Source organism: Myroides sp. C6-3, from assembly GCF_050522425.1.
Taxonomy (GTDB): domain Bacteria; phylum Bacteroidota; class Bacteroidia; order Flavobacteriales; family Flavobacteriaceae; genus Flavobacterium.
In genome coordinates this window covers 1-21430 of sequence record NZ_JBMVQP010000040.1, presented here as the reverse complement: position 1 = coordinate 21430, position 21430 = coordinate 1, and the positions used below count along the sequence as shown (strand labels likewise).

The following is a 21430-nucleotide window of genomic DNA, read 5'->3' as shown; positions in this document are numbered from 1 at the left end:
GATAAAGGCATGGGAAATAGTTGTATATTTTATATCTTTGTGCCATGGATTTTCCTTCAAAATTATTAGAAAAAGCAGTAGAAGAAATTTCGCAACTACCTGGAATTGGTAAGCGTACTGCTTTGCGATTGGCTTTGCACTTATTGAAACAACCAGAAGAACAAACTTCGCGTCTCGTTCACGCTTTGGACAAGATGCGCCAAGAGATTATCTATTGTTCGAGTTGCCATAATATTTCAGATGCAGAAATCTGTGAGATTTGTTTAAATCCCGCTCGAGATCAACAGATTATTTGTGTGGTCGAAGACGTGCGTGATGTCATGGCTTTAGAAAATACGCAATTGTATAAGGGCATTTACCATGTGTTAGGAGGAAAAATATCACCAATTGACGGAGTAGGTCCCAGTCAGCTGAACATTCAATCACTCGTAGAAAAAGTAAAAACCGGAGGTGTTAAAGAGTTGATTTTTGCTTTGAGTTCAACCATGGATGGAGATACGACCAACTTTTTTATTTACAAGCAAATCAAGGATTGCGAGGTGATCACTTCGACAATTGCTCGTGGGATTGCTGTTGGAGATGAATTAGAATATGCAGACGAAGTAACTTTAGGTCGAAGCTTAGTTCATCGTGTTCCATTCGAAAATGCCTTTAAAGCCATTTAATAGCGCTATTTTATCGTTGTTCGTATAGCCTTTGTAGAAGTAACTGCTTCCAAGGGCTAGAGGTGTTATACCTTGTTTTAGCCTTCTGGTAAATCTAATTTTTGGTTCTGCACTATTTTTAAAAATTATAAATTACGCTAAATTTATTGTTAGGCTTGTCTAATTTTGTAATTTTGTACATCTAAACAAAAAGAAGTGTATGAATTTATCGGATTTAAAATTGGGGGATAAAGGCCTGATCAAGGGAATTGCAAAAGATTGCCCGAGAGAAGTGCATCAGCGTTTTCTAGATTTGGGATTTGTCGCTGGAGCAACAATAGGAGTGCACAGCATAAGTCCATTAAAAGATCCAGTAGCGTATATCATATACAACACTATTATTTCTTTGCGCAAAGAGGATGCCGCTATGGTTTTACTTGAGGCAGAGGATTAATTATAGAAGAAAGGAAAGGATATGAAGACAAATTCTGCCTGTGAGCTATGTGATTTAAACCAATCAGCTGATTTAAAAAAGCTGGGTAATATATCGGGTAAATACGATTATGTCGTTGCTTTAGCAGGAAATCCCAACACAGGAAAAAGTACAATATTTAATGCCCTTACGGGATTAAAACAACATACAGGAAATTGGCCAGGTAAAACAGTGACACGTGCAGAAGGAAGCTTCTTGTACAGTGATCAGACGTATCGTTTGGTCGATTTGCCAGGTACCTATTCACTGATGTCTACTTCAGAAGATGAAGAAGTTGCTCGCGATTTTATTTTATTTGGTGAACCTGATGTTACGGTAGTTGTAGTTGATGCGGGACGATTGGAACGACATTTGAGTTTAGTAGTGCAGATTCAAGAAATCACAACCAAAGTTGTCGTTTGTTTGAATTTAATGGACGAGGCTAAACGACATGGCGTAGAGATAGATGTTCGCGGATTATCTCGAGATCTCGGCGTGCCTGTTATCCCAACTTCTGCGCGTAATAAGGAGGGGATCTCCGATTTACTGCATGCTATTGATCAGGTTGCTAAGGGAAAATTTGTAGCAGAACAAAAGAATATTACTGGAATTTCTGGAGATTCTAGAAAGGCTGTTCAAGCTATTGCCTCAGACTTAAAAGCTATTGATCCTAATTTACCTAGCGTATCTTGGATTGCCATGCGTTTAATTCAGCAAGATCCAAGTATTGAAGCGGCTTTAAGTAGCGGAACATTGTCTGCTGCTGTAACCGAACAACAAATTCAACCGATTGTTGTCAAAGCTAAAAAATACCAAGAAGCTTTAGGATTGGATTATTCTGATAATGTAGCAGGAGCAATCTTTTCACAAGTTTCTACTCTTGTAAAAGGGCGTGTTCAGGTTGATGATAACCAACGTGCTTTTCGTCTGGATCGCGCTATAGATAAGGTGGTAACGAGTAAGCGATGGGGATTTCCCCTAATGCTTGTGATGCTAGGTGGAATATTGTGGTTGACGATTATTGGATCCAATTACCCTTCTAGTGCGTTGTCTTATCTTTTGTTAGATCAGCTGTATCCCTTTTTGAAAGAAGGAGCAACAAGTTTACATTTTCCTTGGTGGTTGTCAGGTTTCTTAATTGACGGAATTTATTTAGCAACAGCTTGGGTAATCGCTGTGATGTTACCTCCTATGGCCATTTTCTTTCCGCTGTTTACGCTTTTAGAAGATTTTGGCTATTTACCTCGGGTAGCGTTCAATCTCGATCGAATTTTTAAAGGAGCAGGAGCACACGGGAAACAAGCGTTAACCATGAGTATGGGATTTGGTTGTAATGCGGCAGGTGTTGTTGCTACGCGTATTATCAATAGTCCTCGTGAGAAGTTAATCGCTATTATAACCAATAACTTTTCACTGTGTAATGGACGTTGGCCAACACAAATTTTAATGGCTACTATTTTTATTGGTGCCTTGGTTCCTAAATATTTGGCTCCTACAGTGTCAACACTAGCGGTTGTAGGTATTGTGGTTCTAGGAATCTCATTTACCTTTTTTACGTCTTGGTTGTTATCGAAAACTATGCTAAAAGGAGAATCTTCATTCTTTACGTTAGAATTACCGCCTTATCGCCCTCCGAAAGTATGGCAAACCATTTATACTTCCTTAATTGATCGAACGCTTATCGTGCTTTGGCGTGCCATTGTGTTTGCCGCTCCAGCGGGTGCAGTTATCTGGTTGGTGTGTAATATTGACATTGCAGATAAAAGTATGGCGTTGTGGATGATTGAAGGAATGAATCCTTTTGCGATGCTTATCGGTTTGAATGGCGTGATCTTATTAGCGTATATCGTAGCTATTCCAGCCAATGAGATTGTTATTCCGACTATATTAATGCTGACAGCCATGGTGTTAGGAGATGCTGCTATTGGCGAAGGTGCTGGTGTTATGTTTGAAGTGTCGGATGGCGAAATCGCAACCATTTTACAAATGGCGGGATGGACTACGTTAACAGGGGTTAACCTGATGTTGTTTAGTTTGTTACACAATCCTTGTAGTACAACTATATACACCATATACAAAGAAACAAACAGTGTAAAATGGACGACAGTTGCTTCTATTATGCCGATCGTCTTCGGTTTAGTCGTATGCTTTATCGTCACTCAAATTTGGCACTTGTTCACTTACTAGAAAAAACAAGAAAAAAGTCGAGTAATTAATCGACTTTTTCTTGTTTTAGACCTTCTCCAATGAGGATTTGTGGGCCTAAATATTTTGGTTTTTTATTGATTAAATTATCGAGTAATACTTTTACTCGAGCAAATTTTTCACGTAGTAAGGTTTTAAAACCATATTTACGCGTCACATCTTGAGCGTTGAATCCAACTGTTTTTAATTGCAAGTGATTTGCTATATACACAGCTCTTTCATTGTGAAAAGACTGAGAGATAATCGTAAAAGAATCCTCATTGAAAATAGCTTTCATGCGGTAAACAGAGTCTAAGGTTCGAAAGCCTGCATAGTCCAAATAGATATGATCTTTAGGAACACCTTGCTCAATTAGCGCTTTTTCCATGTCTCTTGGCTCGTTGTAACCTGTGTGACTATTGTCTCCACTCACGACAATAAAACTAATTTTACCTGCGTGATATAACTTTGCAGCAGCTTCGATTCTATAGGTGAAGTAATAGTTGAGTTGGCCGCTATTCAATTGCTTTGCCGTTCCTAACACTAAGCCCACTTTGTTGTAGGGAATCGGATCAACGGCATCAAAAAGCTGCGATTTGGTACTGGATGATACTTGGATATTCGCTATCCAAATAAAAAGTAGAACAAGGGCACTTCCGATTCCTATGCCAAGGATTATTTTTTTCATGTTGGGGAATTAAACGGTATTAGTACCAGCGTTTTTTATTCTTTTTTGAATTTTCTGATTTACGCGAATTTGCATTTTTAGACTTGTTTCTATAGTCTTTTTTAGGTGCAGCTTCTCCTTTTTTCGGTTCTTCTTTCCATGGGAAAGGGTGATCCGAAATGGTTTTAGGTTGCGTACGTGTAAACTTGACAATGGCTTCCCAATACGTTTTTTCTGACTTATCACAGAAAGAAATAGCTAATCCTTCATTCCCAGCTCTTCCCGTACGGCCAATACGGTGTACAAAAGTTTCCGGAATATTGGGTAAATCGTAATTGATCACAATAGGAAGCGAGTCAATATCAATACCGCGTGCTGCAATATCCGTTGCAACTAATACTTTAATTTCTTTTTTCTTGAAACTATCCAAGGCTTCTTGTCTCAAGTTTTGCGATTTATCACCGTGAAAAGAAGCTGCATGAACGCCGTTTTTTTGTAGGGCTTCTACAACAGCATCGGCTCCGTGTTTAGTTCTCGTAAATACCAATACATCACTTAATTTTTGATTGCGGATGATGTGATACAAGAGTTTTTTCTTTTCTCCTTTTTCAACAAAATACACCTGTTGTTTTACGGTCTTAGCACTAGAAGAGATTGCATCTACAGCAACGTATTCTGGTTTTTTCAAAAAAACGTGAGCCAACTCGCGAATAGGCAGTGGCATAGTGGCCGAAAACAACAAAGTCTGTCTTGTATCAGGTGTAACTTGAATGATTTTTTTTACGTCGTCAATGAATCCCATATCCAACATCAAATCTGCTTCATCAAGTACTAAAAAGTGAAGATGATCTAAATTGAGGTGTTTTTGTTTGTATAAATCCAACAAACGACCAGGCGTACCAATAATAATATCAGCTCCTTTATTTAATTGTTCAATTTGAGGTTTACTGGAAACACCACCGTATATGGTCATTAGGGTAGCATTGGTATATTTAGCGTATAACGTAAAGTTATCTGCAATTTGCTGGGCTAATTCTCTTGTAGGGGTAACGACTAATACACGAGCATTTTTGGTGCGTTTTGTGTTTCCTAATCGGTGTAAATAGTGGAGAATAGGCATGGCAAAAGCAGCCGTTTTTCCCGTACCTGTTTGGGCGCAACCAATGACATCCTTTTCTTGTAAAACGAGGGGAATTACTTTTTGCTGAATAGGAGTTGGGGTTTGATAATCAAGCTCTCCAATGGCGCGTAGAATATTTTTAGTAAGCTGTAAATCTTCAAATGTCATAATCGCTATTTATATAATCTTACAAAGGTACGCGATTTGAAGAGAACTAACGAAATACCGCTTAAAAAAGGCGGGATTAATATTTTTAATGTATTGTTTATTAGTTTGTTAGTTTATTTTGAAAGCAGAGCGCGTTGAATCTCTTCAGTAGTTGCTCTTTCTCTTGCGGCTTCAATAGCTAAAGCGAATAAATTAGAAGTAGACTGGGTGGCTGCTTGGGTCAACCGAGCCAATGCTGCTTCTACTTTTTTGATGTTGCGTTGTGCCTTTACGGAAGCTAAGCGTTGCGCTTGTATCGGATCCCTAGGGGATGTTGTATCGGCGATTTGTTGTTGACTTGATTCTTTCTGGGGTACAGTTTGTGAAACAAGGTGAGCGATAGGATCCGTAGGATCAATAGTCGCTAAAATATTCCAAGCTTGTTCTGCAAGGGTTAACGTCGTGTGTTCTACATAGTAACTCCCTGCCCAAGGGTCTACTGTTTTGGTTGCTTTCATCTCTTCTTGGATAAATTTGTGAAGTTGTAATGCGGTATGCTCCCCATAAGAAGGATGATCAAACGCTAGGGAAAGTGCTTGTGTCCCCCCAAAAATGGCTGCTGTTGACGCTACCATAGTTCGTGTTAAATCTCCCGTAGGTTCCGTTCCCCAAGTTTGAGTTTGAGCTTGAATGCTTAACGCAAGGGTTTGTTCGTTTTTCGGCTCAAATCGACGAATCAATTTTGCCCAAAGCAAGCGGGCTGCTCTCATCTTCGCTATTTCCATGAAGTGATTCACTCCAACGGTCCAAGAAAAAACAACTTGTGAGGCCACGTAATCAAGAGGAAGTTGGGCTTGTACACCAGCCGTAACTAAGGCTAGTCCTTGCGCTAAACTATAGGCAATTTCTTGAGCAGCAGTACTATTTCTCTCTTTTAAAGAGCTGTTTGAAAGAGAGAGGATCTTGAAATTTGGCATATACTGTGAGGTATAAACTAAGCTATCAAGAATCGCTTTTTGTAAAAGAGGAGCGGACTCATCGGTAAAATCGAGCGCATCATATTGCAAATTTCCATGTAAAAGCTTGGGGTCTATTCCCTGCTCTTGTGCAGCAACAAAATATTGGGCTAGTAAAGGAAGAAGTGCTTCGTTGGTGCGAATAGTAGCCGTTATTTTAGCTAAAGGCAATTGCGCTAGAAGAACGTTTAAATCCTCTACGGTATCAATGGTGAAACTGCCGGCTGTCGTTTGGGAAGATAGATCAAAAAGAAGGTTCTTTTGTCCTAATGCAAGTTGCTTGCGATAGGAAATATTACCAGCTTCTAACGCATTGGTAGCAGGTAGAAGTTCACTATTCCACGGTTGTTGTACATACATTAAAGGAGAAATTCCCCTTACAAAAGGTGCAAATCCCGCTGCAAAATCAAGTTCTATAGCTTCAACGTCTTTTGCCGAATAATTTTGTCGGATGTCTATTCCTTCAATAACAGTGTGAGTAGAAGACTTGGGTGCTGTATTGAATGAAGTAGAATTCAAGTTCAAATGTTGTAAATCCTTTCTTTTCATACGATAAGCTTATTTAGTTTCTGCTGTTAATCTTCTTTGTTCTTCCAATTCAGCTAGGCGTCGTTCAATGAGCGGTATAATGAGTGTTTTGCGTGGATTTTGTTTGACAAAAGGATAGAGCTCCATTTGGTCGTGGAGTTGTTCTCTAGCACTTGTTAGCGAATTGATCCCCACTAAAACCTCTTGATTCGCTTGAAACAATTCTTGTTCTTTAGTTGCCGCTTCCTCTATCTTGCGCTGAATAGTTCCTTGGTGCAAGGAGGTAATAAGGCCTTCAGCTTTCTCTATTTGCTTGAAAATATCCAATGCTTTTTCTGCTATTTGCTTGGATAGGTAGTCGATGTAATACGTGCCATCTGTCGGGTTGTTAACCGCGGTAGTAGAACATTCATTTTTAAGTATCAACAATTGGTTTCGAGCCATTTCCTGACTAGCGAAGTTGTCTTTTCGATGCAAAAAATCAAAAGGCAAAGGACTGATATAATCCGCCCCACCCCATACAGCACTCATACATTCTGTAGCAGTTCGCATTTGATTGATTTTAGAAGCATAAACGGTTTTGTTTCGCTTTGTAGGCATGGCAATAATTTTATAATCCAATTGGTGTTCTTTGTATTCCTGCCCAATTAGGTCAAATAGAATGCGCAATGCTTTGAGTTTTGCTATTTCAAAGAAATAGTTTGATCCCAAGGCTACTTCAACAAAAATTGGCTGTTTGATAGCAGTTAATCGGGTGAGATACTCATTGAAATGGCTGCAGGCATAAGCTACCTGCTGGATGATATTGGCTCCTGCATTTTGATATCGCTTGGTGTCAATAACGATGTTTACTGAAGGATGTGCAACAACGAGGGACTCGAGTATTTTGAAATCCTGTTCGACCTGGTGAAACCAGTTGCCATCTGACAGCAATTGGTGGATGGGATCTACAAGGATATGAATGGTGTACTGTTGTTGTTCTGCCCAACGGATAAACTTTTTTAAGTGGGCCTCTTCTAAGAAAGAACACCTAAAAAAATACACAATTTCTTTTGGTAAAGCACGAAGCAACTGTTCCAAATCAATGTTGGTATGGGGTACAGTAAAGTAGAGACTCTCTATTCCTTTTTGCAGAATGGCTTTAGCATTGAGTATGGTTTTTTCTACATCTTGAACATAAATGGGATGTAGTATCTGCCATGGTGAAGTTTGTGTCGAAACAGCAACTGTTTGACTATCATCTCCATGGTAGAAGGGACGTACTTTTATACCTTCTACACTTTCCCAAACTAAGGTTTCGTTGTAATCGGCTCCATCTAGTTCGTATTGAATTCTATTTTTCCATTGCTTGGATGGAATAGAATTAAATTCGTCGAAAAGTGAGTTATTCATGGTATTTAATTGTCAGGTTTACTTTGAAGGTAAGGTATCAAATTCGATGATATATATATCTTCATTGTCTCGCTTCATGTAATATTTTTCTCTTGCGTATTTCTCTATTGCATCTCCATCTTTCAAGTTTTTGATGGATTGCTTATCCTTGTCAATCTCTCCTTGAAAGTACTCTCTTCTTTCCTCTAATTTGTCAATTTCTTGATCAATTGTATGGTGTTCGACAAGAGAGTAACTGTCAAAAAAAACGATCCAAACAATAAAACCAATGGTTATTAGAAAAAACGGGTTTTTTACTATTCGGATGTATCGTAATTTGCGAAGCATACTTTTAGAATCCATTGGCCTTATGATTTATGTGGTATAAAGTTAACCTATTTTCTCATTAATTACAGTACGAACAATATCAATTGCTACGGTATTGTATGTATCGTTTGGAATAATGATATCAGCATAGGCTTTTGAGGGCTCGATGAACTGATCGTGCATGGGTTTCAACGTACTTTGATAGCGATTTAAAACTTCCATCATATCGCGTCCGCGTTCTGCAATATCTCGTTTTAATCGACGGATTAATCGCTCATCAGAATCTGCATGTACAAAAATCTTAATATCACATAGTTCTCTTAGCTCAGGATTGCACAAAATTAGAATGCCTTCAACAATCATCACTTTTCGCGGATGCGTAAGGATATAATCATCTGTTCTATTGTGTTTAACGAACGAATAAACAGGTTGATTAACACTATTTCCTTCTTTTAATTCCTTTAAATGTTGAACCAAAAGATCAAAATCAATAGACCTAGGGTGGTCAAAATTGATCAGGGTGCGCTCTTCTAAACTCAAGTTGTCTGTCGCTTTGTAATATGAGTCTTGTGATATGATACCTACTTCTGTTTCAGGTAGTTCGTTCATTATTTGGTGAACTACGGTTGTTTTACCACTTCCTGTTCCCCCTGCAATTCCAATAATTAACATGTGTGTTTTTAATTTTTAGCAAAAATAGAAATTAATCTAATGAAGGGAAAAACATTTTTCGGTTTTAGGATGTTGTTAAGCCTTTTATGGTGAAGATAGGGATGGACGAAAAAAGGATTGTATTGGATTATTTGATGAGTGAATACATTGTTTGTACTTAATCTAATTTAAAAGAACTATATTTGTTCTTGAACAAGAAGATAATGAGACTTATATAAACTAAAGATATATGGCTAAGAAGACGGTAGATCGAGGAATATTTAAACTAAAGAACAGAACTTATATTACTCCCCATTATATACGCATTACCTTGGAAGGTGGTGATACACAAAAATTCAGTCAAACAACGATAGGCGTAAATAATAAAATATTTTTAGCTCCAGAAGGCTGTGATCAGGTTCATTTGCCCGAGTTTGATTTTGAAAAAGGACAATGGGTGCCGATGGATGATGCGATTCGTCCGAGTGTTCGAACGTATACGCACCGAGGAATTGATTTGGAGAGAAATGAACTATATGTTGATTTTGTGGCGCATGGGGATGAAGGACCTGCATCTAAATGGGCGATTCAAGCGCCTATAGGAGCAGAGTTAGGTGTGGCAATGGGAACAGAAACTGCTGAGTTGTACCCGAAAGCAAATCGCTATATTTTAGTAGGTGATGCTACGGCAATTCCCGTTTTAGGAGCAATTTTAGAGGATTTACCAGAAGGAGTACAGACACAGGTGTTTATAGAAGTAGAAACGAAAGAGGATATTCAAGTTTTACCTACAAAGGCTAATGCTGTGATGGAGTGGATCATCAATCCAACACCCGGACAAAGTACGGTGTTAGCGGAAAAGGCAGTAACCTATATTGAAGAACAAGGAGATATGGTGGATAAATTCGCTTATGTAGCTGCGGAGTTCTCTACGGTAAAACTATTGCGAAACTTTTTGCGCAAGGAGAAAAATTGGACGAAAGACGAACTTTATGCCTATTCGTATTGGAAATTCGGAAAAGCAGAAAATGTCTCAGAGGCTGATCGACGTGCAGAAAAAGCGAGTTTAGATTAAAAAGAGATGCAAGTTGAACCTACATGTATGTATTGTCAAAGAGGTAGATTCACTATTCAATACCTTTAATTAAATCGGAGAGCGAGGTCTAAGGACCTCGTTTTTTTGTTCTTTGTGAATGAAGTGGGGATTGAGTTTGTAAAATCAAGTTAAATCTAAGGAAGGAATCGCAAGATTTAGTTTGATAAGAAATATTATTTATTACCTTTGTCGGCTGAAATAAAAATTCAAATCATTTTAAGTTCTTTAGTAGCATGTTAAATCGAAGACACATTCGTATCAAGGTTATGCAGACGCTTTATGCCCTGCACCAAAGTAATTCTGACCAAATTCAAGTTGGTGAGAAATTTTTAAACCACAGCATGGATAGTATACAAGAGTTATACTTATTAATGCTAACCCTTCTGATAGAAATTCGAAAAAAAGAAGAAGAATATATCGAAATTTCTCAGAAAAAACATTTAGCTACTTACGAAGAACGCAATCCAAACAAGAAATTTATCGAAAACGAAGTACTTGCATTATTGGGTAATTCTACCTCTATTAGCAATAAAGTAGAGGAACGCAATATGACGTACTGGCAGCGAAAAGATCACTACGTTCAATTGATTTTAGACGAAGTAAAGGCAAGTCAATTGTATAAAGACTACATGAAATCGACAACGCGATCTTTTAAAGAAGATCAAGATTTTATTGTGAACTTATACACAGAAATCATTGCGCCAGACGAGAAACTATACGATTTCTTAGAAGATACAAAACTAACTTGGGTAGATGACTTACCTGTTGTTAATACGTTGATTCAAAAACAGTTGAGACAGATTAAAAATATAGAACAGGCTTTCTTTGTACCTAAAGTATTTAAAGATTCAGAGGATAAAGACTTTGCTATGAACTTATACCGTAGAACGGTTTTAAATGGTGCTGAATTCGCGAAAGAGTACGATGGGAAAACACCAAATTGGGACGTAGAACGCATTGCGACAATTGATATTATTATCTTAAAAATGGCGATTTGTGAGATGTTGCGTTTCTCTTCTATTCCAGTAAAAGTAACGATAAATGAATATTTAGAGCTTGCAAAGGAGTATTCTACACCAAAAAGTAGTATATTTATCAACGGTATACTTGACAATATTTCGAAAGAACTAGAAGCGCAAGACCGTTTGAATAAAATTGGAAAAGGACTTTTATAAGACTAATTAACCATAATAACTGAGCAAATGAAAAAAGTATTTATGCTGTCTTGTGTAGCAGTATTAGGCATGACCGCTTGTAAAAAGAATGAAGCGTCAAGTCGTATTAACGAAGACAACGTTGCGAAAATTGAACAAGAAGCTGCGGCAAAAGTAAATCAAGGTACACCTGCAATGGAGTTTGAATCGTTATCGCACGATTTTGGAACCATTGGAAATAATGAAGCAGTAGAAACTGAATTTGAATTTACCAATACAGGAAATGCAGATTTAGTGATTATCGATGCTCGTGCAACTTGTGGTTGTACTGTTCCAGAATATCAAAAAACACCAATTAAACCGGGAGAGAAATCAAAATTAAAAGTTAGATTCCAAACCGGAGCAGTAGGGCAACAACAAAAAACTGTTACGCTAACTACAAATACAGAAAAAGGGGAAGAGTTCTTAACGATTAAGGCAAACGTTTCTCCAGCAAACTAATTTTTTAATACTTACTATTTTATGGAATCAATCCAACAATTTTTACCCATGATTCTTATTTTTGTTGCAATCTATTTCTTTATGATTCGCCCGCAACAAAAAAAGATGAAACAAGAAAAAGAATACGAAGCTAGTCTAAAAGTAGGTGATCGTATTATAACTAAATCAGGTTTACACGGAAGAATTGCTGAGTTAAATGAATTAACGGTTGTTGTTGAAACAATGGCAGGAAAACTATTGATGGAGCGTTCTGCTATCTCTATGGATATGAGCCAAAAACTTCAAGAAAGAAAATAAGGAATCAACAAACTTATAATAAAGAAATAGGCATCTCATTTGAGATGCCTATTTTTTATACTTGTCATTTAAACCTTTTCCCTGTAGTATTAAAGGTATCGCTTTAGCGATACGCGATTGTTTTGTCGCTTCTCTTTTTGCTTCAGCAAAATACGCGTAGTATTCTTTTTGCTTGTAGGGAGCTAATGCTTGAAATTTCTCTAGTAAAAGAGGATCTTCTTCTAAGGCGGTAGCAAATAACGCATCGATGATAAGGGGCGAAGTATTGGGAGGAAGTTCTCTTTTTTGTTTGGCAATTGCCATGGCTTCTTCTGTATACTGACGAATTAGTTCCAGGTCTAGCTCTTGTGCTGAGGTAAATCTCCATTGTCGCAATCCTTTGGTTTTCCCTTCTTGTGCATTGATTAATTTTTGCTGTGTATCTTGGAGAAAAACTCCTTTGTAAAACCAAATGCTAAAGTAATTTTTAAAACCACCTGCTGCAACGACCATTTCCTGATTGTGATAATAAATCGTTGTTCCCCATTGTTCGCGTACGTCCAAATCCATACTTTGGAAGAGTTCTTCAATTAACTTCAGTTCGGCATCCCATTTCATACTAGTCTTTTTTGATTGTGTTGAAGTAGAGAATCAGATCAATCAAACGCGAGGAATAACCAATCTCATTATCATACCATCCTACAACTTTGACCATGCGATCTAGTACTGAAGTTAATTGCGCATCAAATAGACAGGAATGGGTGTTGCCAATAATATCAACAGAAACAATTGGATCTTCTGTATAAGCTAAGATTCCTTTTAGTTCATTTTCTGCAGCATCTTTAAACGCTTGGTTAATTTCTTCAATTGTAATCGCTCTTTTTACGTAGCAGGTAATATCCGTTAAAGATCCGTCTGGAACGGGTACGCGAATCCCGCCACCGCCAATTTTCCCTTCGTATTCTGGGAAAATCTTCGTTAAGGCTTTGGCTGCTCCAGTAGTAGTTGGAACGATAGATTGTGCGGCACCACGTGCTCTTCTCAAATCTTTATGCGGTTGATCGTGTAAGCTTTGATCGGTTGTATAGGAATGAACTGTTGTAATATAAGCTTGCTCCATTCCACATAACTTCTTGATGATCTTAACCATTGGAGCAGCATTATTTGTGGTACAACTCGCATTGGATATGATTTGCTCTTCCCCTGTTAAAATCTCTTCGTTTACACCCAAAACAATGGTTTTTATCTCGTTGTCTTCTGGTGGAACGGATAGAATAACACGCTTCGCGCCTTGTGTTATATGTTCCTGTAATAATGCCGTCGTTTTTCTTTTTCCTGTTGCTTCTACAACATAGTCTACGTTTAAAGAAGCCCAAGGTAAGTTTGCTATTTCCTTTGTACTGAAGTACGGTATTTTTTGTTGATTGACGATGAGATGATTGGCATCATACCTAACATCCGCTTGTAAGATACCGTGAATACTGTCGTATTTGAGTAAATGTGCCATGGTTTGCACATCAGCTAAATCATTTATAGCCACAACTTCAATGAGAGGATGGTTGAGTAGTAACTTGAAAAGGTTTCGGCCAATGCGTCCAAATCCATTAATCGCAACTTTAATATTTTTCATTGGTTGTAAAAGCAGATGGTCGCTCAAAAGCGACCATCTATATTATAATTATAAAATATGTTTTTGAGCTTTGTAAGAAGAACGTACAAGCGCTCCACTTTCAACGTGTCTGAATCCTAATTCTAACCCAATTTCTTCGTATTTTTTGAATTGCTCAGGTGTGATGAATTCTTTTACTGGTAAGTGTTTTTTACTCGGTTGTAAATATTGACCGATCGTTAAAACATCTAAACCTACTGCTTTTAAGTCGTGCATCGTTTGGATGACCTCTTCCTCCGTTTCACCTAATCCAAGCATGATTCCCGATTTAGTGCGCTTTGCACCATTGTCTTTCAGGTATTTTAGCACAGCTAAACTTCGATCGTATTTGGCTTGAATGCGCACTTCTCTTGTTAAGCGGCGAACCGTTTCCATATTGTGTGAAATAACCTCTGGAGAAACTTCTAAGATTCGATCTAATAAGCGTTCCTCTCCTTGAAAGTCAGGAATTAGCGTCTCCATAGTTGTACCAGGACTGATGCGTCGAACAGCTTTTACGGTTTCTGCCCAAATAATAGATCCTCCATCTTTTAAATCATCACGGTCAACACTAGTTAATACGGCGTGCTTGATGTTCATCAATTTAATAGATCGAGCTACTTTATCCGGTTCATCCCAATCTACAGTTTCTGGACGTCCCGTTTTTACTCCACAGAAACCACATGAACGCGTACAAATATTACCTAAGATCATAAAAGTAGCAGTTCCTTCTCCCCAACATTCTCCCATATTCGGACAACTACCTGAAGTACATATCGTATGTAATTTGTATTTGTCAACCAAACCTCTTAATTCAGTATATTTTTTACCTGTAGGCAATTTTACACGCAACCATTTTGGTTTGGCTTGTGGTTGTATATTTTTGTCTAAGATTGTATCCATACTTTCATTTTATCAAAGTACAAATATACTGAAATCTTCTCTTTTATCTTTGGTTTTTTAGGAATTATAAAACGGTTGGGAATCCGTGAAATATAGTGGTTTTTGTTTGTTTTTTGGAAAGGATAAAAATACGGGTCTATAAAGCGGATTGAAAACTGCAATAATAATTTGTTTATTGGAACTATATGTTTGAAGTATTGTGTAATTTTGGTAGGATAAAAAAAAGCTATGGGATTATTTAGTTGGTTAAAGAAGGACTCTTCGAAGGAGATAAAAGAAATGAAAGAAACGAAAGAAACAACAGCTTCCTTGGAAACAAAGGAGGAAAGTCTTTTATTGGCGATGCCGATGTTCGAGAATGGTGAGAAATACAGTATTGAAGCTGTATTAAAGGTTCTTACCGAACAATGGGGCTATGAGATTGAGGGCACAGATTACGACGATACAACTGCAGTATTAACTATTGAGGGTACCCTGTTTGCAATCGCCTATATTCCAGCAGCAGTTCCAAAGGACGACATCCAGTATACGGCCCAATATGCTTACAATTGGACAAAAGTAATAGAAGAAACACAAGGTGTTGACAGTCATGCGATTGTTTCTGTGATGAATGGTTCAATGTCTATCGTCGAGCGCTATTTGTTACTTTCTCGTATTCTCTATGCGATTATGGAAACAACGCCGAGTTGTGTAGGTGTATATCAAGGAAGTCAAACCTTGTTGATTCCTCGTGAACAATATTTAGGCTATAAGGAAGAGCTAAAGGAAGGAAAAATACTAGTTCCACTGTGGGTTTATATCGGATTGCGCAATGCAGAAGAAGGGAATAGTATTTATACGTATGGATTGAGTGCTTTTGGCAAGCAAGAAATTGAAGTGGTTCACTCTGCTTTATCTCTTGATGAGTTATATGGTTTCTTAGTCAATATATGTTCTTATGTTATCGGTAGTGATGTTGTATTTCAACATGGAGAAACGTTGGGTTATACGGCAGAGCAAAAGATAGCTATTACCTCTTCTAAAGGAGTGTTTGTCGAAGGAGACACATTAAAATTAGAAATGTAAGATAAGAAGCGCTATTCTCTATTCGGGATAGCGTTTTTTTTTACTATTTGTTAGAATAAATAAATAGCAAAAATGTTTTTATGTAAATACAGTAAAAATTACAGAGTTACTTCGTAGTTCACAATAAATAAGGAGTTAATTTATTTATTGTCAATTGAAGGGGGATTTTAATTGTAAAAATGATGGTATTTTAATATAAAACAGAAGAGGTTTATATTAGAGGAAATTGAAAAATAAAAGGTTTGCTTGGTTAAAAGATAGGGGAAACTTATATTTGGTATTAAATATTTATACAAACTCAAAAGAAATGGAAGATAATCTGAAGTTAACACCGGCAGATAAATGGATTGTAGCGCCTGTAAATAAATTTATGCAAAAGTCTACATCTGGGGGGATTATATTGTTTATTGCTGCGTTGATTGCCATCTTTATGGCTAATTCTGCTTGGGCAGATCAATACACGGCTTTTTGGGAAGAAAATCACATTGCTTTTTCATTTAATGACTTTTCATTGAATCACTCCTTAAAACATTGGGTGAATGATGGATTGATGGCAATTTTCTTCTTTGTTGTAGGTTTGGAACTTAAAAGAGAGCTGACAACAGGAGAGTTGTCTTCACCTAAAAAAGCAATGTTGCCCATTATAGCTGCTATTGGAGGAATGGTTGTACCGGCTACAGTTTATGCTATTTTTAATGCAGGAACAGATGCTGCGCATGGATGGGGAATTCCTATGGCAACAGATATTGCTTTTGCCCTTGGTGTTTTGTACTTATTAGGTGATAAAGTACCTACTTCACTGAAGGTTTTCCTAACTGCTTTAGCGATTGCCGACGATTTGGGTGCGGTAATGGTTATTGCTATTTTTTATACGGAACAATTGTCATTGGTTAATTTAGGAATAGGATTGGGCTTTTTTGGCTTGTTGATTATCAGTAATTTGTTGGGAATTCGAAATACCATTTACTATGCGATCATCGGTATTGGTGGAATTTGGTTGGCCTTTATGTTATCAGGAGTTCACGCAACAATTGCTGCTGTTTTAGCTGCTTTTGCAATTCCTTCTACGGCTAAAATTCACGAACCTTTCTTTCGCAAGAAATTGGAACAGCTTAGAACTAGATTTAACAGTATTGATCCCGATGATAAGATCCCAAATTTAACTGGGGAACAAATGGATTGTGTGGGTGATATTAAAGATTTAGCTAAAAACAGCTTACCACCTGCAATTCGCTTAGAACACAGTATGCACAACTTTGTGGCCTTTTTTGTAATGCCCGTTTTTGCTTTGGCCAATGCCGCTATTCCTATTAGTATGGGAGAAGGTGAGGGGGTAAGTGCTGTAACGTTAGGAGTTGCACTTGGTTTGCTTGTAGGAAAAGTTTTAGGCGTATTTGGATTGACTGCTTTAGTCATTAAATCCGGTTTAGCTAAAATGCCAGAAGGGATGACGTATAAGAACTTATTCGGCTTAGGCTTATTGGCAGCTATTGGATTTACCATGTCTTTATTTGTAACCGAACTTGCTTTCGATATTAATTTGCATCCAGAGTTTCCTGGTCAGGCTAAATTGGGGATTTTAATTGCGTCTGGTTTAGGAGGATTATTGGGATTCATTGTCTTGAGTATGGTAGGTAAGGCAAAGAAATAGTCCGAAATAACGATACCACAATAAAAAAGCCGAAGATGAATGTCTTCGGCTTTTTCTATGTTGTAATTAATTACTCTTTCTTTTTCTTAGCTGCTCTTTTAGCATCAACTGCGCGATTTCTCGGTTTTGTTTTTCTCGGTTTTCTCTTTCCTGGTCCACCTAGATTTACCTTTGTGTTTTTTTCTTTCTTGGCGTGAAAAGCAGCGCCTTTTTCAATAGGCTTTTTCACCTTAACTAGTTGCTTCGCTTTTAGTTTGGATTTTTCAAACTCCATTAACTTGTCAGAGATTTCCACTTCAGCAGGAATCTCAATGATCCTTAGTTCTTTCTCCATTAACTCTTCTGCTTCCAACAACATTTCTTCTTCTTTTGGATCAACAAAAGAAATGGCAACTCCTGTTTTATCCGCACGTCCTGTACGTCCAATACGGTGAATGTACTGCTCTGGAGCATCAGTAAACTGCAAGTTGATGACGTGGCTAATATCTGAAATATCCAATCCACGAGCCATGATATCTGTAGTCAATAGTCCTCTTAATTCATTCGCCTGAAATTCAGCCATCGAACGCAAACGGAAATTCTGTGATTTATTCGAGTGAATCACCGTAAATTCATCTGGGAAAGCCTCTTCGAGTTGCTCCATTACAATATCCGCTAAACGCTTACTGTTGATGAAGATCAACACGCGATTAAAGGTTTCTTTGTCTTGTAACAAGTGCATTAAGAGGTTCATCTTCGTATAGAAGTTTGGTACATGATACAATTGTTGGTCGATTTTCTCTAGCGGGGTTCCTGATGCGGCTAAAGACACTTCTTCTGGAAAATCGAAAAAGTCCTCCAATACCTCATCTACTTCTTCTGTCATGGTTGCGGAGAACAAAATATTTTGTCTTTTGCTGCGCATCATGGCTAGGATAGAGGTAAGTTGGGTTCTAAAACCTAAGTTTAGGATTTCGTCAAATTCGTCAATGACTAATTTTTGTAGGTTGTCAAAACGCAGAACACCGTCTAGGGCTAAGTCCATCATACGACCTGGAGTTCCAACTAGGATATCCACTCCATCGTAAACGGCTTTGCGTTGGGTGTTAATATTGGTTCCTCCATAAACACCTAGAGAGCGAATTGACATATATTGTGTTAGTTTATTCACTTCATCAACAACTTGAACAACTAACTCACGCGTTGGTACAATAATCACAACACGTGGCGTATCCACATAGGCAAATTTCCATTGTTTTAAAATGGGAAGTAAATAAGCATAAGTTTTACCTGTACCTGTTTGGGCAATTCCCATCACATCTCTTCCTGATAAAATAACGGGAAAAGATTTAGTTTGAATGGGTGTAGGCGTAGTAATTTGAAGCTCATCTAGGGCTTTTTGTAAAGCTTTCGGTAGATTAAATTGCTCGAAAGTATGCATAAAATATCTTATTTGGACAAAGATACGTTTTTTTATGCATGTAGTTAGTATTGGAATAAAAATGGCACAAAGACCCGTAGTTGGTTCAGAGGATTTTTTTTATTACGCGAAGTTTATGGGTGTGTTTTCCCGAATCTACATTGTAAATCCCCAAGTGATCCAATCGATCGATACGCACTTTTCCATGTGCGTGAATGATGTAGTTGTTGTCCATGATAATTCCAACGTGTATGATATTTCCTTCGGCATTGTCAAAAAAGGCCAAGTCACCCGCTTCACTTTCTTCAATAAAGCTCAAAGCTTCTCCAATGGTTGCTTGTTGAGATGCATCACGTGGAATAAGGTGTCCGTTAATTTTGTAAACCATTTGCGTAAAACCAGAGCAATCAATACCAAAAGGTGTTTTTCCTCCCCATAGGTAAGGGGCGTTTAGGTACATAAAAGCGGTTTTTACGAATTGACTTTTGGTAAAGGTTCCTGTGATAGAACGGCCTTCAAAAGCAAATTTAAGCGGATTAGTAGAGGCGTGTTTGAGTACGTTGAGGTTACTGCCCAAGGGAATAGACATCAGTTGATTATCCGCAGAGTGTAAAAACTCCACAAAATCACCCGCGTAAATAGGCGCTGTTTGTGTTAGCGTGTCGTATTCGTTTTTATCGATGAGTTGGAACTGTTTATTGTCAACCCATCCATGGTATTGGTCAAAAGCCAGTTCGATTTTGGACCATTTCTCCGTTTGTTCGAGTATTGTAAACAATTCGCCAAATAGCAATTGAGAGACCAATTCGCTTTTATCGCTTGGCTCTGCGCGTAGGGGAACAATAGAAAGATTACAATAAGCAAACATCATAGTGGTTTTTTTTATTTAGAGTACAAAAATAAAGATGAGTTTGAATAAATCAAACCCATCTTTACATACTATTTTAAAGAAATATCTTGAATCGAATTAAGCTCTCTCAATAACAATAGCAGAAGCACCTCCACCACCATTACAGATAGCAGCAGCACCAATTTTAGCGTTGTTTTGTTCTAAGACACTTAATAAAGTTACAACGATACGCGCTCCTGAACATCCTAGAGGGTGTCCTAAAGAAACAGCTCCACCGTTTACGTTTATTTTGTCTGTGTTAAGATCTAAAAGTTTAGCGTTTGCTAAACCTACAACTGAGAATGCTTCGTTGAATTCGAAGAAATCTACCTCATTGATTGTTAAGTTTGCTTTTTTCAATGCAATTGGCAACGCTTTAGCAGGAGCTGTCGTAAACCAAATTGGCTCTTGTGCAGCATCTGCATAACTTCTGATATAAGCTAACGGTTTTAGACCTAAATCTTTTGCTTTTTCTTCGCTCATTAAAACTACAGCAGCAGCACCATCGTTGATCGTTGAAGCATTTGCAGCCGTTACTGTTCCTTCTTTAGTAAAAGCAGGACGCAATCCTGTGATTTTGTCTAATTTTACGTTTGAATACTCCTCGTCTTTAGCAACGATGATCGGTTCACCTCTTCTTTGAGGAACCTCAACAGGAACAATTTCCATATCAAATTTACCTTCTTCCCAAGCTTTAGCAGAACGCTCATACGATTGGATAGCGAAAGCATCTTGTTCTTCTCTTGAGATGTTGTGTACTTTTGCTGTGTTATCAGCAGCTACACCCATCGCTTGATTGTCATATGCATCAACAAGACCGTCATTTTGTAACCCATCTACCATAGTAGTAGGACCAAATTTTTGTCCATTTCTCATATGTACGTAGTGTGGAATCAAACTCATATTCTCCATTCCACCAGCAACAACTACCTCAGCATCTCCAGACATAATTGCTTGTGCACCTTGCATGATTGCTTTCATTCCTGAAGCACAAACTTTGTTTACTGTAGTACATGGAACATTGCTGCTTAATCCAGCGTAAATAGCTGCTTGACGAGCGGGAGCTTGTCCAACACCTGCTTGAACTACATTACCCATTAATACTTCGTCAACTAAATTTACATCTAAATTGATCTTATCAATAGCACCTTTAATAGCAACAGCTCCTAACTTAGTTGCAGGAACTGTAGATAAAGAACCTAAAAAGCTACCGATTGGTGTTCTAGCAGCAGATACAATTACTACTCTTTTACTCATAATATATAGTGTTTATTTAAGTTTGATTTATTTTGATTCAATAGTTAACGACAAATATACATTATATATTTATTTGATAGAATTGTCGGATGAAATAATAGTAGATATTAACATTAATCCTTAAAAGACACTTTTTTGTGTTGTTACTAAGAGAGCAAGTGAGATAAAAGGAACGGGTGCGGAGTCATATGCTAGAAGATAGAAGGAAAAAGAAGTCGTTTTTTAAAAAAGAACAAAAAAAGATTACCTCTATCTGCTTGATAGATAATTGATTTAAAGGAGGCTTCTCTTTTTTTTAAATATTTGTGTCGCAAATATTTGGAAACAACGAAAACTCGTGCTACTTTTGCATCCGCAATACAGGAGATAACTCTTCTTAAAAGCAACGGAGAGGTGCCGGAGTGGTAACGGAGCAGATTGCTAATCTGTCGACTGGTAACGGTCGCCAGGGTTCGAGTCCCTGT

General features: G+C 37.8%; 22 protein-coding genes. 9 read left to right on the top strand and 13 right to left on the bottom strand.

The features are described from left to right. The first annotated feature begins 44 nt into the window (after nt 1-44). The 3 genes from recR to feoB all read left to right on the top strand — a co-directional run bounded on the left by recR (nt 45) and on the right by feoB (nt 3303). Nucleotides 45-665 (top strand): recombination mediator RecR, encoded by a 621-nt coding sequence (recR, locus tag ACPDG9_RS14085; protein ID WP_430528357.1) that lies wholly within the window; start codon nt 45-47, stop codon nt 663-665. Between the two features lie 199 nt (nt 666-864). Next, nucleotides 865-1098 carry a FeoA family protein gene (locus tag ACPDG9_RS14080; protein ID WP_430528356.1) on the top strand — a complete coding sequence of 78 codons (234 nt, stop codon included), beginning with the start codon at nt 865-867 and terminating at the stop codon, nt 1096-1098. 21 nt (nt 1099-1119) lie between these two features. Beyond that, nucleotides 1120-3303 carry a ferrous iron transport protein B gene (gene feoB, locus ACPDG9_RS14075; protein ID WP_430528355.1) on the top strand — a complete coding sequence of 728 codons (2184 nt, stop codon included), beginning with the start codon at nt 1120-1122 and terminating at the stop codon, nt 3301-3303. A gap of 25 nt (nt 3304-3328) precedes the next feature. On the opposite strand, the gene ACPDG9_RS14070 is transcribed toward feoB, so the two are convergent. The 6 genes from ACPDG9_RS14070 to udk form a co-directional block, all read right to left on the bottom strand. Beyond that, complete coding sequence (locus ACPDG9_RS14070; protein ID WP_430528354.1) at nt 3329-3988, bottom strand: SanA/YdcF family protein; 660 nt, start codon at nt 3986-3988, stop codon at nt 3329-3331. 19 nt (nt 3989-4007) lie between these two features. Next, on the bottom strand, nt 4008-5255 hold the full coding sequence (locus ACPDG9_RS14065) for a DEAD/DEAH box helicase (RefSeq protein WP_430528353.1): 1248 nt from the start codon (nt 5253-5255) through the stop codon (nt 4008-4010). A gap of 113 nt (nt 5256-5368) precedes the next feature. Beyond that, nucleotides 5369-6799 (bottom strand): methylmalonyl-CoA mutase family protein, encoded by a 1431-nt coding sequence (locus ACPDG9_RS14060; protein WP_430528352.1) that lies wholly within the window; start codon nt 6797-6799, stop codon nt 5369-5371. Nucleotides 6800-6808: 9 nt separating this feature from the next. Further along, nucleotides 6809-8170, bottom strand: coding sequence for a methylmalonyl-CoA mutase family protein (locus ACPDG9_RS14055; RefSeq protein WP_430528351.1), 1362 nt, complete (start codon nt 8168-8170; stop codon nt 6809-6811). 18 nt (nt 8171-8188) lie between these two features. Next, the gene (locus ACPDG9_RS14050) at nt 8189-8512 is read right to left on the bottom strand and encodes an FtsB family cell division protein (protein ID WP_430528350.1); all 324 of its coding nucleotides are present in this window, start codon (nt 8510-8512) and stop codon (nt 8189-8191) included. Between the two features lie 27 nt (nt 8513-8539). Continuing rightward, nucleotides 8540-9148, bottom strand: a complete 609-nt coding sequence (udk, locus tag ACPDG9_RS14045; protein WP_430528349.1) for a uridine kinase — start codon at nt 9146-9148, stop codon at nt 8540-8542. A gap of 229 nt (nt 9149-9377) precedes the next feature. Here udk and ACPDG9_RS14040 point away from each other — a divergent pair, with 229 nt between their 5' ends. The 4 genes from ACPDG9_RS14040 to yajC all read left to right on the top strand — a co-directional run bounded on the left by ACPDG9_RS14040 (nt 9378) and on the right by yajC (nt 12175). Next, nucleotides 9378-10202 carry a siderophore-interacting protein gene (locus ACPDG9_RS14040; protein WP_430528348.1) on the top strand — a complete coding sequence of 275 codons (825 nt, stop codon included), beginning with the start codon at nt 9378-9380 and terminating at the stop codon, nt 10200-10202. Between the two features lie 254 nt (nt 10203-10456). Continuing rightward, nucleotides 10457-11398 carry a transcription antitermination factor NusB gene (gene nusB, locus ACPDG9_RS14035; RefSeq protein ID WP_430528347.1) on the top strand — a complete coding sequence of 314 codons (942 nt, stop codon included), beginning with the start codon at nt 10457-10459 and terminating at the stop codon, nt 11396-11398. Nucleotides 11399-11425: 27 nt separating this feature from the next. After that, nucleotides 11426-11878: a DUF1573 domain-containing protein gene (locus ACPDG9_RS14030; RefSeq protein ID WP_430528346.1), complete on the top strand. Its 453-nt coding sequence runs from the start codon at nt 11426-11428 to the stop codon at nt 11876-11878. Between the two features lie 21 nt (nt 11879-11899). Beyond that, nucleotides 11900-12175 (top strand): preprotein translocase subunit YajC, encoded by a 276-nt coding sequence (gene yajC, locus ACPDG9_RS14025; protein WP_430528345.1) that lies wholly within the window; start codon nt 11900-11902, stop codon nt 12173-12175. Between the two features lie 48 nt (nt 12176-12223). Here yajC and ACPDG9_RS14020 read toward each other — a convergent pair whose 3' ends face one another. From ACPDG9_RS14020 to lipA, 3 genes are read right to left on the bottom strand one after another with little or no spacing between them, the layout of a single operon-like run. Then, nucleotides 12224-12772 carry a YdeI/OmpD-associated family protein gene (locus ACPDG9_RS14020; protein ID WP_430528344.1) on the bottom strand — a complete coding sequence of 183 codons (549 nt, stop codon included), beginning with the start codon at nt 12770-12772 and terminating at the stop codon, nt 12224-12226. A gap of 1 nt (nt 12773) precedes the next feature. After that, nucleotides 12774-13784: a type I glyceraldehyde-3-phosphate dehydrogenase gene (gap, locus tag ACPDG9_RS14015; protein ID WP_430528343.1), complete on the bottom strand. Its 1011-nt coding sequence runs from the start codon at nt 13782-13784 to the stop codon at nt 12774-12776. A 48-nt stretch (nt 13785-13832) separates the two neighbouring features. Next, nucleotides 13833-14705 carry a lipoyl synthase gene (gene lipA, locus ACPDG9_RS14010; RefSeq protein ID WP_430528342.1) on the bottom strand — a complete coding sequence of 291 codons (873 nt, stop codon included), beginning with the start codon at nt 14703-14705 and terminating at the stop codon, nt 13833-13835. Nucleotides 14706-14933: 228 nt separating this feature from the next. Here lipA and ACPDG9_RS14005 point away from each other — a divergent pair, with 228 nt between their 5' ends. Continuing rightward, nucleotides 14934-15770: a DUF4261 domain-containing protein gene (locus ACPDG9_RS14005; protein WP_430528341.1), complete on the top strand. Its 837-nt coding sequence runs from the start codon at nt 14934-14936 to the stop codon at nt 15768-15770. Between the two features lie 307 nt (nt 15771-16077). Beyond that, nucleotides 16078-17421, top strand: coding sequence for a Na+/H+ antiporter NhaA (nhaA, locus tag ACPDG9_RS14000; protein WP_430528340.1), 1344 nt, complete (start codon nt 16078-16080; stop codon nt 17419-17421). Nucleotides 17422-17491: 70 nt separating this feature from the next. Here the strand turns inward: nhaA and ACPDG9_RS13995 are convergent, their stop codons facing one another. The 4 genes from ACPDG9_RS13995 to ACPDG9_RS13980 form a co-directional block, all read right to left on the bottom strand. After that, nucleotides 17492-18841 (bottom strand): DEAD/DEAH box helicase, encoded by a 1350-nt coding sequence (locus tag ACPDG9_RS13995; RefSeq protein ID WP_430528339.1) that lies wholly within the window; start codon nt 18839-18841, stop codon nt 17492-17494. 85 nt (nt 18842-18926) lie between these two features. Continuing rightward, nucleotides 18927-19688: an NlpC/P60 family protein gene (locus ACPDG9_RS13990; RefSeq protein WP_430528366.1), complete on the bottom strand. Its 762-nt coding sequence runs from the start codon at nt 19686-19688 to the stop codon at nt 18927-18929. 99 nt (nt 19689-19787) lie between these two features. After that, a complete protein-coding gene (locus ACPDG9_RS13985) occupies nt 19788-20966 on the bottom strand; it encodes an acetyl-CoA C-acyltransferase (RefSeq protein WP_430528338.1) in 1179 nt (392 codons plus the stop codon). A 191-nt stretch (nt 20967-21157) separates the two neighbouring features. After that, on the bottom strand, nt 21158-21430 hold a 273-nt coding region (locus ACPDG9_RS13980; RefSeq protein WP_430528337.1), incomplete at its 5' end, for a hypothetical protein.